General features: G+C 60.6%; 12 protein-coding genes and 1 pseudogene. 7 read left to right on the forward strand and 6 right to left on the reverse strand.

Features of this window, described 5'->3' with window-relative positions:
* Window positions 1-166: 166 nt before the first annotated feature.
* Window positions 167-1171, forward strand: coding sequence for a peptide-methionine (R)-S-oxide reductase MsrB (msrB, locus tag THECO_RS04840; protein WP_052835963.1), 1005 nt, complete (start codon window positions 167-169; stop codon window positions 1169-1171).
* A gap of 185 nt (window positions 1172-1356) precedes the next feature.
* Here the strand turns inward: msrB and THECO_RS04845 are convergent, their stop codons facing one another.
* The 3 genes and pseudogenes from THECO_RS04845 to THECO_RS04855 form a co-directional block, all read right to left on the reverse strand.
* Window positions 1357-2328, reverse strand: a complete 972-nt coding sequence (locus THECO_RS04845; protein ID WP_015253941.1) for a type I phosphomannose isomerase catalytic subunit — start codon at window positions 2326-2328, stop codon at window positions 1357-1359.
* 92 nt (window positions 2329-2420) lie between these two features.
* Complete coding sequence (locus THECO_RS04850; protein ID WP_015253942.1) at window positions 2421-2996, reverse strand: tRNA (mnm(5)s(2)U34)-methyltransferase; 576 nt, start codon at window positions 2994-2996, stop codon at window positions 2421-2423.
* A 179-nt stretch (window positions 2997-3175) separates the two neighbouring features.
* Window positions 3176-4126: pseudogene (locus THECO_RS04855) on the reverse strand (TIGR01212 family radical SAM protein); the annotation flags it as partial.
* A 402-nt stretch (window positions 4127-4528) separates the two neighbouring features.
* Here THECO_RS04855 and THECO_RS21955 point away from each other — a divergent pair.
* A complete protein-coding gene (locus THECO_RS21955) occupies window positions 4529-4696 on the forward strand; it encodes a hypothetical protein (RefSeq protein ID WP_015253944.1) in 168 nt (55 codons plus the stop codon).
* Window positions 4697-4836: 140 nt separating this feature from the next.
* Window positions 4837-5586, forward strand: coding sequence for a tRNA (guanosine(46)-N7)-methyltransferase TrmB (trmB, locus tag THECO_RS04860; RefSeq protein WP_015253945.1), 750 nt, complete (start codon window positions 4837-4839; stop codon window positions 5584-5586).
* Here the strand turns inward: trmB and THECO_RS04865 are convergent.
* Complete coding sequence (locus tag THECO_RS04865; protein ID WP_015253946.1) at window positions 5558-6145, reverse strand: phosphatase PAP2 family protein; 588 nt, start codon at window positions 6143-6145, stop codon at window positions 5558-5560. The two genes, trmB and THECO_RS04865, sit on opposite strands and share 29 nt — an antisense overlap.
* Before the next feature lie 278 nt (window positions 6146-6423).
* Between THECO_RS04865 and THECO_RS04870 the strand changes: the two genes are divergently transcribed.
* Window positions 6424-7668, forward strand: a complete 1245-nt coding sequence (locus THECO_RS04870) for a glycosyltransferase family 2 protein (RefSeq protein WP_015253947.1) — start codon at window positions 6424-6426, stop codon at window positions 7666-7668.
* Between the two features lie 127 nt (window positions 7669-7795).
* Here the strand turns inward: THECO_RS04870 and THECO_RS04875 are convergent, their stop codons facing one another.
* On the reverse strand, window positions 7796-8371 hold the full coding sequence (locus THECO_RS04875; protein ID WP_052835830.1) for a hypothetical protein: 576 nt from the start codon (window positions 8369-8371) through the stop codon (window positions 7796-7798).
* A 371-nt stretch (window positions 8372-8742) separates the two neighbouring features.
* On the opposite strand from THECO_RS04875, the gene infC reads away from it, so the two are divergent.
* The 3 genes from infC (at window position 8743) to rplT (ending at window position 9979) form a co-directional block, all read left to right on the forward strand.
* On the forward strand, window positions 8743-9306 hold the full coding sequence (gene infC, locus THECO_RS04880) for a translation initiation factor IF-3 (protein WP_015253948.1): 564 nt from the start codon (window positions 8743-8745) through the stop codon (window positions 9304-9306).
* Between the two features lie 65 nt (window positions 9307-9371).
* Window positions 9372-9572, forward strand: coding sequence for a 50S ribosomal protein L35 (gene rpmI, locus THECO_RS04885; RefSeq protein WP_015253949.1), 201 nt, complete (start codon window positions 9372-9374; stop codon window positions 9570-9572).
* A 47-nt stretch (window positions 9573-9619) separates the two neighbouring features.
* Window positions 9620-9979 (forward strand): 50S ribosomal protein L20, encoded by a 360-nt coding sequence (gene rplT, locus THECO_RS04890; RefSeq protein ID WP_015253950.1) that lies wholly within the window; start codon window positions 9620-9622, stop codon window positions 9977-9979.
* 286 nt (window positions 9980-10265) lie between these two features.
* Here rplT and THECO_RS04895 read toward each other — a convergent pair whose 3' ends face one another.
* Entirely contained in the window at window positions 10266-10748 is a 483-nt protein-coding gene (locus THECO_RS04895; RefSeq protein ID WP_015253951.1) for a GNAT family N-acetyltransferase, read from the reverse strand.
* Window positions 10749-11218 lie beyond the last annotated feature (470 nt).

An 11218-nucleotide genomic window follows, 5' to 3' on the forward strand; every position in this document is an offset into this window, starting at 1 on the left:
GTATATTGTGAGCGCTTTCATTATAGCATGAAAATGGGCTTACCGGAAGCGTAAATTGAAAAAAATCGGGTTGGTGGAAACGGAGGAGGCGGAACTTTATAATAAGAGTACATCCATGCCGGCGGCGGATCGGCGATCTTCGGTCGGTCTGCGCGGCGAAGGAGGAATGGTTGTGACGAATACGGATAAACCGGAACAACCGGATAAGCCGGCTTATGAACAGGCGGCTTTTGCGGGCGGCTGCTTCTGGTGCATGGTCGAGCCGTTCGAGGAAATGCCCGGCGTCATCCGCGTCGTATCGGGCTATACGGGCGGCCACAAGCCGAACCCGACGTACGAGGAAGTCTGCTCGGATACGACGGGACACGCGGAAGCCGTTCATATTACGTACGATCCGCAGCGGATGCCGTACAAGCTGCTGCTCGACATTTTCTGGCGGCAGATCGATCCGACCGACCCGGGCGGACAGTTTCACGACCGCGGGTCGTCGTACCGGACGGCGATCTTCTATTATACCGGGGAGCAGCGGAAGCTGGCCGAGGAATCGAAGCGCGAACTGGAGGCGAGCGGGCGGTTCGACCGGCCGATCGTGACGGAGATCGTGCCCGCCGGGCCGTTCTATCCGGCGGAGGAATATCATCAGGCGTACCACAAGAAGCAGCCGTACCGCTACAAGATGTACCGCAAGGCGTCCGGAAGGGATGATTTTATCGATCGGCATTGGCGGATCAGGAAGGACCCCGAGGAACTGAAGCGCCGGCTCACCCCGATGCAATACGAGGTGACGCAGCGGAACGCGACCGAGCCGCCTTTCCGCAACGAGTACTACGACAACGAAGAAGAAGGCATCTACGTCGACATCGTGTCCGGGGAGCCGCTCTTCAGCTCGCGGGACAAGTTCGACGCCGGCTGCGGCTGGCCGAGCTTCACGCGGCCGATCCACAAGGGCAGCATCACCGAGCACATGGACCTGTCGCACGGCATGGTGCGCATCGAAGTGCGCAGCCGGGAAGCCGACTCGCATCTCGGCCACGTTTTCCCGGACGGACCGCCGGACCGCGGCGGGCTGCGCTATTGCATCAACTCGGCGGCGCTGCGCTTCATCCCGAAGTCGGAGATGGAGAAGGAAGGCTACGGCGCTTACCTGGGGCTGTTCGAGCCGGAGAAGTGAGGCGGTAGAGTCGAAGACCGGGATAATAAGCGAAAAAACTTCCTCTATTCCGTCCAAAATCCCGATTTTCGGGCGTTTGGCGGAAAATAGAGGAAGTTTTTTTCTTCTATATTAGAGAATAAAGGCCGAATTCGACAGAATAAGCGAAGATATTTCCGCTATTCGAGTTGGGGGAGTGCAGGCAATCATGGCACCCGGCTGCGCAGCACGGTGAGGGCGCCTTCGATCTCGTACTCGCCGAGATTGGCCGGCACGAGGAAGCAGTCGCCGGGCGCGACCGGCTGCTCGCCGCCATTCCAGCGCAGCGTGCCGCTGCCGTCTGCGGCGATGAGGATGACGAAGCTGTCGCCGGTCGTCGCCAGTTTCACGTTGCCGTCCACGACACCTTTCTCGACGACGAAGTACGGCGACTCCGCGATCTTGAGCCATTCGCCCGGGCGGACGCCGTCCGTCTTCATCCGGGTTGCGCCGGCGCCGTCGTAGGCGATGACGTTCAGCGAATCCTCGATGTGCAGCTCGCGCAGCTTGCCGTCGAGCCCGGGGCGGTTGTAGTCGTACAGCCGGTACGTCGTGTCCGAGTTCTGCTGGATCTCCGCCACGACGACGCCCGCGCACAGCGCGTGCACCGTGCCCGCGGGGATGTAGAACGCGTCGCCCGCTTCCACCGGCACTTCCTGCAGGCATTCCATGATCCGGCCTTCGGCGATGGCCGCTTCCAGCCCGGCCCGGTCGATGCCGTCCTTCAGGCCGTAGATGATCTTCGCGCCCGGCTTCGCGTCGAGCACGTACCACATTTCGGTCTTGCCGAGCTCGCCTTCCGGCAGTCCTTCATAATCGTCCGTCGGGTGCACCTGGACGGACAGGTCGTCGTTGCAGTCGAGCAGCTTGACGAGCAGCGGGAACCGGCCGTTGCGCTCGGAGAATCCCCGCGAGCCGAACCATTCGCGGCCGTAAGTTTCGCGGATCTCGTCAAGCCCCTTGCCGGCGAGCGGGCCGTTCACGACTTGCGTCGTGCCGTTCGGATGGTCGGCGATCATCCATCCTTCGCCGATGGCGCCTTCCGGCGGCGTCAGTCCGAAACGTTCGAGCGCGCGTCCGCCCCAGACGCGTTCCTTGAACTCGGGGGCGAACTTGAGCGGATAAGGTTGTACGGTCATGGCATTCTCTCCTCTTCATCTGTCTGTTGCACATTTGCAGTCTGATGCAAATCTGCTTTCTGTTGCGAATCTCCCAGCCGCGGCGATGCGGTTTACTTGCGTTCCACCGCGATCAGATACGGCGCCTGCGGAAGCTGCGGCATCCGGTACAGCACGGCCTGTCCGGCGGAAGCGGGCAGGGCGCGGGCCCACGCGTCGACCGCTTCACCCTCTTCGCGGCCGCCTTCATGGCCCGTATAGACAACGACGGTGAGCACGCCTCCCGGGCGGAGGAAGGCGAGCGAGGCGTCGAGCGCCGCCAGCGTCGTCTCCGGGCGGGTCACGACAGTCCGGACGTCATCGGCGCCGGGCAGGTAGCCGAGATTGAACATGACGGCGGAGACGCGGCCCATAAGGCGCGCCGGCAATAGCTCCGCCATCCGGTGGTGGCTCGCGAGAAACAGCTCAAGCCGCGTCTCCGGCGCCTCGGCCGCCACGCGGGCGCGGGCCGCGTCGAGGGCGGCTTGCTGGATGTCGAAGCCGTAGACGACGCCCTTCGGGCCGACGGCCTTCGCGAGGAAGGCGGTGTCGACACCGTTGCCTACGGTCGCGTCGATGACCGCATCCCCCGGCCGAATGCGGTCGGCGGCCAGACGGTGGGCCATGGTCAGCACGGAAGGGAAGCCCATCAGCACCCTCCCGGGCAGCCGCCGGCGCCGGACCGGCTGTCCGCCAGCTCATCCTCTTCGTGATCCGCGCCGCCCGCAAAGTCCGCGAAGGCCGCATCCGATCGGCCGCCGGACAGAACGCTTCCTCCGACCGCGCCGGCCGCACCCGCCGCATTCACCGTATCGGCGGATCCCCGCAGCTTGCCCTGCCACGTGTTCCGCCGCACGAGCTCGGCGTCGATCGCGTTCAACACTTCCCATTTCTTCAGACTCCACATCGGCCCGATGAGCAGCTCCCGCGGCGCGTCGCCCGTCACCCGGTGGACGATCATCTCCGGCGGCAGCATCTCGAGCGTGTCAACGACCAGGTTCACGTACTCGTCCATCTCGAGGAAACGGACCAACCCCGCCTCGTACTGCTTCACCATCGGCGTCTTGCGCATCAGGTGGAGCAGATGGATCTTGATCCCCTGCACGTCCATCTCCGCGACCGCCCGCCCCGTCTCCAGCATCATCTCGCGCGTCTCGAGCGGCAGCCCGTAGATGATGTGCGCGCAGACGCGGATGCCGCGCTCCCGCAGCCGGCGGACGGCGTCGTAGTAGCAGGCCGTGTCATGGGCCCGGTTGATCAGCTTCGACGTCGACTCGTGGATCGTCTGCAGCCCCATCTCGACCCACAGATACGTCCGCTCATTCAGCTCGGCGAGGTAGTCGACGACGTCGTCCGGCAGACAGTCCGGACGCGTGGCGATCGACAGGCCGACGACGCCGGGCTGCGCGAGAATCGTCTCATAATATTCGCGCAGCACATGGACCGGCGCATACGTGTTCGTGTACGCCTGGAAATAGCCGATGTAGAGCGCGTCCGGCCATTTCTTGTGCTGGCGGTCGCGGATCTTGTTGAACTGCTGGGTCAGATCGTCCCGCCGGCTGCCGGCAAAGTCGCCGGACCCGCGCGCGCTGCAGAACGTGCACCCGCCGATGGCTACGCGACCGTCGCGGTTCGGGCAGGTGAAGCCGGCGTCCAGCATCACCTTGAACACTTTGCGGCCGAACCTGCGGCGCATCTCGTAATTCCATGTATGAAACCGTTTGTCGCCCCACAGAAGCGGCGTTTCGCTGCCCGAAGGGCTCGTTCCGGCTGCATTCAATTTGCTGTTCCTCCGTTTTCGGCCGTATGAAGGCCGCGCAATCTGGGAACATTATAGCGAAAAAATTTATTTCGCGCCATGTGCGCGGAAAGGCACGTACCGATCCCGTCCCGCCTTGCCGGAAAAGAAACGTTCGGGTTTCGGAGGCGCCGGAAAACCGGCTGCTCCGGTCCAATTGGCGTATGAAGCAGACCGGTGGATGCGTATTGTTCGGAACCGGACAACTGGAAAGGGAAAAGCCCGTTTCCGGGGCTGCATCTTGCTCAACCTTACATGATATGTTATATTAAAAGTGCGTCAGATCAACAAAAAAACCTTACATGAAAATCATTCTCCGCATTATCCGCAGTCGTCCTTGATTTGGTAAATCTGACAGTGAAAATTTCGAGCGAGGTGATGGACATGAACCAAGTGAAAATCCCGAACGGCGATGAGAAAGTGACGGTCGAACTGACGGTCAAGGAACTGCTGGCGCTGGCCGGCCATAAGTTCCCCCTGGACAAGGGAATCGAGATTTCCGCGCGCAAGAAGCTGAACGAAGCGCTTGAGGACACGTACAGGATCCAGTGACGGCCGGATGCGGCGATTTCGACATGGACCTTCCGGAACGGACAATCCGGAAGGTCTTTTTGCGTTCAGCTTTACATCAAGGCCGCCTTCGGGCACAATGGGGAATGGTGTGCAAGGGAGCACAAGGGAGGAATGGAAGCATGCGACTGCGCGGAAGAAAAGGAATCCGCGAAGAGATCGAAAGCCAGCCGGAACTGGTGGTGCTGGATCCCGCGCCGTACAGGGGACGCTGGCACGAGCGTTTCGGCAACGACCGGCCGATTCACGTCGAGCTCGGCATGGGCAAGGGGAAATTCATCAGCGAGATGAGCGTCCGGAATCCGGAGATCAACTACATCGGTATCGACATGTTCGACGAGCTGATCCGCAGAGCCAGCCTCAAGGCGCGGGCGGCGTGGGAGCCGCAGGGCGCGGAAACCCCGCCGAACCTGGCGCTGGTGCGCGCCAACATCGAATATCTGGAGACGTTCTTCGCGCCCGGGGAAGTCGAGCGGATCTACCTGAACTTCAGCGATCCGTGGCCGAAGAAGAAGCATGCGAAGCGGCGGCTGACGCATCCCCGCTTCCTGCGCAAATATCTCGAAATTCTGAACGAGAACGGGGAGATCCACTTCAAGACGGATTCCCGGCTGCTCTTCGAGTTTTCGCTGAACAGTTTCTGCGACATGGAGATTCCGCTGCGGAACATCTCGCTCGATCTGCACCGGGACGGCCTGCGGGAAGACCTCGTCTTGACCGAGTACGAGACGAAATTCGCGGAGCAGGGCATGCCGATCTACCGCCTGGAAGCCGTGGTCGGCGAAGCGGCGCTCCGCCGGCACCGCGAGGCCAAGGAAGCCGGGTTGAGCCGCATCCGGACATCTAGACCGGCATCCAGCCAACCGATGTGACGACAAGCGCGGTCACCGTGCCGATCAGCGCGCCGGCAACCACGTCCGAAGGGTAATGCAGCCCGAGATAGATGCGCGACCAGCCGACCGACGCCATGACGATCAGCCCGGCAGGCAGGAGCAGCGGCAGCAGCCGGGCGTCCGCCGCCAGAAACGGAATGACGAACGCGAAAATCGCCGTCGTGTGCCCCGAGGGAAATGATGGGTCGGTGAGCGGCTTTTTCGTTCCGGTGACGATTTCCTTGAGCGCCTGGTACGGCCGGAGTCTGCGGAATTTGCGTTTCACGATGTACACCGGGACATGGCTGACCGTGACGGCCGTCAGGCTCTGCCAGCCCGCCGCGCTCCACGGAGCGGGCGCGAAGAGCGCGGCAGCCAGCGAAGCCGCCAGCGTGAAGACGGCCCCGCCGGCATGCGTGATCGTCCGCAGCCAGACGCCGAGCAGCTTCTTCAGTCCCCTGTCGAGATGTCTTTTGTTCGCCCACAGCACAAGCCGTTTCTCCTGTGCGATGAGCCATGCGCGCAGCCGTCCGGCCGCTTCTTTCCATCCGCGTTTCATCCGAATCCTCCGGTCCTGCGACTCTTTTCCCGCTTGAAAAAAATTTTCTCATTTTGCATCATACCATATGACGGACCCACAGCACCTCCGTTTTGCGAAGGATTTGTTTGGGCGAGGCTGCTGCGAGTCCGGTCCGTTTTTTGCCGCCAGGGATGAAAACGCCGCCGAATGGAAAGGTTATACGACAAACCGCCGGTTTACCATCCTGAAAAGATTGCGTTGCAGACAGAGACAGACAGAAAAAAGACAGGGTTATCAATAAGGGGGCACAATCGCATATGGTCAACGCTTTTCTGATTGCCGCGCAGATCATCGTGGCATTCATCGGCGTGTATCAGTTTGTCATCTCGCTGTTCGGCCTGATGAAACGTCGCAAACCGCGCCGGCGGCATGAGCCGAAGCACTCGTTTGCCGTCATCGTCGCCGCCCACAACGAGGAGCAGGTGATCGGCGCGCTGGTGGAAAACTTGCTGAAGCTGGATTATCCGCGGGAGTTGTATGACATTTTCGTCATTTGCGACAACTGCACCGACGGTACGGCGGATGTCGTCCGCAGCTACGACGGCGTTCACGCATTCGTGCGGCACAACCCGCAATTACGCGGCAAAGGCCATGCCATCGAATGGATGCTCAATGAACTGTGGAAAATGCCGAGGTCGTACGACGCGGTCGTCATGTTCGATGCCGACAACCTCGTGAATCCGGACTTCCTGCGGCTGATGAACGACGATTTGTGCGAAGGGCATCGGGTCATCCAGGGCTATCTGGACACGAAAAATCCGAACGACTCCTGGGTGACGGCCGCTTACGGCATCACGTACTGGTACTGCAACCGGCTCTGGCAGCAATCGCGCACGAATCTCGGCATGGCGAATTTTCTCGGCGGCACCGGCATGTGTTTCGAAACGCGCCTGTTGAAAGAGATGGGATGGGGCGCGACCAGCCTTGTCGAAGACCTCGAGTTCACGATGCGCTGCATCAAACGTGGCATCTACCCGGTGCTCGACTACGACGCGAAAGTGTACGACGAAAAGCCGCTCACGTTCCGGGCGTCCGTCCGCCAGCGGCTCCGCTGGATGCAGGGGCATTTCAACGTGGCGCGGCGCTACTTCATTCCGCTGCTGCGGGACAGCATCAAGGAGCGGAACTTCATCAAGTTCGACGCCGCAATCTATTCGGTCACGGTGTACAACGTGCTGATCGCGTTCATCGCGACGGCCGCGCTGTGGATCGACAATTTGCTGCCGGCGGCGAACCGTTTCACTTCGATATACGAAGCGCTGCCGGCATGGACGGTCGGCATGGCGATGACGATTTCCGCCATCCAGTTCCCGGCCGCGCTCCTGCTGGAGCGGGTGAAGGAATGGCGCATGTACGCCCACCTGCTGACGCTGCCGCTGTTCCTGCTGTCGTGGTGGCCGATCACACTGTACGCGTTTTTCACGCAAAACAACAAGCAGTGGAGCCATACGAAGCATACGCGCGTCATCCGGCTGGAAGAGGTGCAAAGCAAACAGGTTTGAAGTCGCTTTTTCCCGCCTTGGTTTGGCGCGAGCCGGGTGATGCTTGCACACGGCGTGTCAACTCATATAAAAATGTTACCGAAGGGCCAATGGATCACTCACGTAATTTTGTTACCCAGTGGGGCTGTTATACAGCCTCCACGGGTTCTGCTGTGTCGGTGGAGGACGGCACAGGGCGGGAGAGCATCATCTCTAATTGGTTATGTAAGGTGAGCGGATCTTGGGAAGACGGGTATGCCTGCAACCGTTGGGTTTGTTCCGATGAGAGCACGCCCGATTCGATTAACCGCGCAACGGGTGTTTTGGCCGTATCGAAGGTTTTCTTGACACGCGCCCCGCGCCTCTCCTTGCCGATCAGCTTGCGAGTGGGCAGGCAGAAATTGAAGTACCGGTCATGCAGGGCATAGATGGAGTTGAGCCACTCCACTTGTTCCGGGCGGTCATAGCGTTCGGGATAATCCAGCGCTTCCCAAACGCACTCAATGACGGGCATCGCCTCCTGGTAAGCTAAGGGCCGATGACGTTTCGATTTCGCTGGTAACAGCGCAGGAGGGTTCGCGAGAGCGCGTATGGCATGTTTACGATGGCAACCCAACATCTTCACGGCGTTGTCAAGGATTGCTGATTTCTCATTTCGCGATTTCGCTCTCTTGTATTGATCAGCCAACATACGGATCACTTCACGTCGTGTTTTCATGGACATTTTCAAAACACTTCCCTTCGGTAACATTTCGACGTGAGTGATCCGATCCCCCTTCGGTAACATTTTACCTGAGTGATTGCACGCGGTTGACAAACCGGTTGCTTGTGTGATAATATTCAGCAAGCATATTTCAAAGTGGCACAAGCAGAAGCACCCGCTTCTCACCTGACCGGCAGCGGCCGGCTGGTTCTCGCCGTCCGATAAGGTTCCGTACCGCTCCGGGCATGCCGGTGTGGCGGGCCGATTGCAGACTGGTCAAGGAATGCGGGTCCATGCGGCCCGCATTTTTTAATGAAAGATAAGGATTCGGCTTATCTTTCGACGCAAAACGGATGCGCCTGCCTGGAAGAAGACGGCGCGAGCCGTTTGACTTGCAAGGGGATCGCCACGCGATTATCTGGAGGTGGAACATTATTAGCCGAGATCATCAGATCAACGAGGAGATCCGGGCGAGGGAAGTTCGCCTGGTCGGTCCAGACGGCGAGCAGATCGGAATCAAGCCGTTCCGCGAAGCTTTGCAAATGGCGATCGACATGGACATGGATCTCGTGAACGTCGCGCCGATGGCGAAGCCGCCGGTTTGCCGGATCATGGATTACGGCAAGTTCCGTTACGAACAGCAGAAGAAAGAGAAAGAAGCGCGCAAGAACCAGAAGATTGTCGACGTCAAGGAAGTCTGGTTCCGCGCCAACATCGAGGAGCACGACTATCAGGTGAAATACCGGAACGTCGTCAAGTTCCTGGGCGAAGGCAACAAGGTGAAGGCGTCGGTCCGTTTCCGCGGCCGTGAGATCACCCACGCGGAGATCGGCCAGCGCATTCTTGACCGGCTGCGCAGCGAAGTGGCGGACCTCTGCGTCGTCGAGCGTGTGCCGAAGCTGGAAGGCCGCAGCATGGTCATGATTCTGGCGCCGAAGAACAAGGACAAAGACTGACGCGTCATCCGGCGGGCCCGTCCCGGCGTTCCGCCGAAACCACAAGCGATGGAGGATTAATGGTTATGCCGAAGATGAAAACGCACAGCAGTCTGAAAGACCGCTTCAAGATTACCGGCACCGGCAAGGTGAAACGGTACAAAGCCTACAAGAACCATCTGCTTTACGGCAAATCCGGCCGCCAGAAGCGCGTGCTGTCAAACCAGCCGCTCACGTCGAAAGGCGACGTCGCCCGTCTGAAGCAGGGACTCGCCCAACTGCGATAATCAGCATCGCGCCGGACATCTGACAGAATCAACGGGAGGTTATCCATATGGCAAGAGTGAAAGGCGGCTTCGTCCGCACGCGCCGCCGCAAGCGGATCCTGAAGCTCGCGAAAGGTTACTACGGTTCCAAACACCGCTTGTTCAAGACCGCCAAGGAACAAGTGATGAAATCGCTGCTGTACGCGTACCGTGACCGCCGTCAGCGGAAGCGCGATTTCCGCAAGCTGTGGATCACGCGGATCAACGCGGCCGCTCGTCAGAACGGCCTCAGCTACAGCAAGTTCATGCACGGTCTGAAACTGGCCGGCGTCGAAGTGAACCGCAAGATGCTCGCGGACCTCGCGGTGAACGATTCGAACGCGTTCAACGCGCTGGCCGGCATCGCCAAAGAGAAGATCAACGCTTAATCCGAAACGGGCTTCCGTTCAAGCATGGCGCTTGACCGGAAGCCTTTTTGACATCCGGTGCATTTTTGCGCCATATTTGGCGGGTTGGCGCGGATTTTGGCGGATATGGTGCAAAATGCACGATATGGGTCTTTTTTTGCATCGGACGAGCTTATGTAGTGCAGATTTGCACCATAAGGTTTGAACCGCCGGACCGAGGTGCGGGGCGCGTACGGCATGGAAAGTGCGGAGCATGCGCCGGCTGGCGGGAAGAAGCGGGGTTGCTGCGCGGGAGGCATTGCTTTTTTCAGATATCAGGGAAGAGCGGTTTGTACAATTCCCGGCAGCGGAGCGACGGCCAATACTGGATGGCCCGGTATCCCGCGCGCAGATAAAACAGGTGCGCCCGGTCGTTGCCCTCGTCCACGAAGAGTGACGCGGCCGTGCAGCGGCGGGATCGTCCGTAGAGCTCGGCTTCCCGGAGCAGCGCCGAACCGATTCCCTGTCCCCGGCTGTCCGGCTCCACCGCAAGCATGTCGATCTGAAGCAGAGCGGGCACGTTTGGCCGGCTGGTCACCATGAAATGAACGAATCCTTTGACTTCGCCATCCTGGCCGTCCGCGACCAGCGTCCGTCCCTGCCGGATGCGCGCGGTGAGCGCGCGGTCCGTCAGCGCTTCGCGCCCGATCGGCGTGTGCGACAGCGGCACGAGCTCGCGGCGAATCAGCCGCAGGATGGCGGCGGTGTCCTGCCGGTGCCGGTATGGACGGATCGTGTAGGCGGCTGCCATGGCGGTCGCTCCTTGCCGAACGTTGCTGCCGGGCGGCGCCGCCGCTCCGGCATACCATTCTATGCTGCCCGGCCGTCGGAAGACCGGGCGGGCTGGCAGACTCAGGCGCGAGGTTGCGGCGCGAAATAACGGCATTTCGTGCCGTTAGCGCACGTTCGCAGGCGGCTCCAAGCGCGAATAACGGCACGTGGTGCCGTTAAATGCGGCGCAGGCCGGCGCGCGGGATGCTGCGGCGCGAAATAACGGCATTCCGTGCCGTTAGCGCACGTTCACAGGCGGCTCCGAGCGCGAATAACGGCACATGGTGCCGTTAAATGCGGCGCAGGCCGGCGCGCGGGATGCTGCGGCGCGAAATAACGGCATTCCGTGCCGTTAGCGCACGTTCACAGGCGGCTCCGAGCGCGAATAACGGCACGTGGTGCCGTTAAATGCGGCGCCGGCCGGCGGAAGACCGGCGTACGGACGGAATT

This window comes from Thermobacillus composti KWC4, from assembly GCF_000227705.2.
Classification (GTDB): Bacteria; Bacillota; Bacilli; order Paenibacillales; family Paenibacillaceae; genus Thermobacillus; species Thermobacillus xylanilyticus.

Coding starts and splice junctions, on each gene's coding strand:
- THECO_RS04865 (WP_015253946.1), bottom strand. CDS start 6,145: ATGAAACGCGGATGGAAAGAAGCGGCCGGACGGCTGCGCGCATGGCTC.
- THECO_RS04870 (WP_015253947.1), top strand. CDS start 6,424: ATGGTCAACGCTTTTCTGATTGCCGCGCAGATCATCGTGGCATTCATC.
- THECO_RS04845 (WP_015253941.1), bottom strand. CDS start 2,328: ATGACCGTACAACCTTATCCGCTCAAGTTCGCCCCCGAGTTCAAGGAA.
- THECO_RS21955 (WP_015253944.1), top strand. CDS start 4,529: ATGAACCAAGTGAAAATCCCGAACGGCGATGAGAAAGTGACGGTCGAA.
- THECO_RS04850 (WP_015253942.1), bottom strand. CDS start 2,996: ATGGGCTTCCCTTCCGTGCTGACCATGGCCCACCGTCTGGCCGCCGAC.
- rplT (WP_015253950.1), top strand. CDS start 9,620: ATGGCAAGAGTGAAAGGCGGCTTCGTCCGCACGCGCCGCCGCAAGCGG.
- trmB (WP_015253945.1), top strand. CDS start 4,837: ATGCGACTGCGCGGAAGAAAAGGAATCCGCGAAGAGATCGAAAGCCAG.
- rpmI (WP_015253949.1), top strand. CDS start 9,372: ATGCCGAAGATGAAAACGCACAGCAGTCTGAAAGACCGCTTCAAGATT.
- THECO_RS04895 (WP_015253951.1), bottom strand. CDS start 10,748: ATGGCAGCCGCCTACACGATCCGTCCATACCGGCACCGGCAGGACACC.
- THECO_RS04875 (WP_052835830.1), bottom strand. CDS start 8,371: ATGTCCATGAAAACACGACGTGAAGTGATCCGTATGTTGGCTGATCAA.
- msrB (WP_052835963.1), top strand. CDS start 167: ATGGTTGTGACGAATACGGATAAACCGGAACAACCGGATAAGCCGGCT.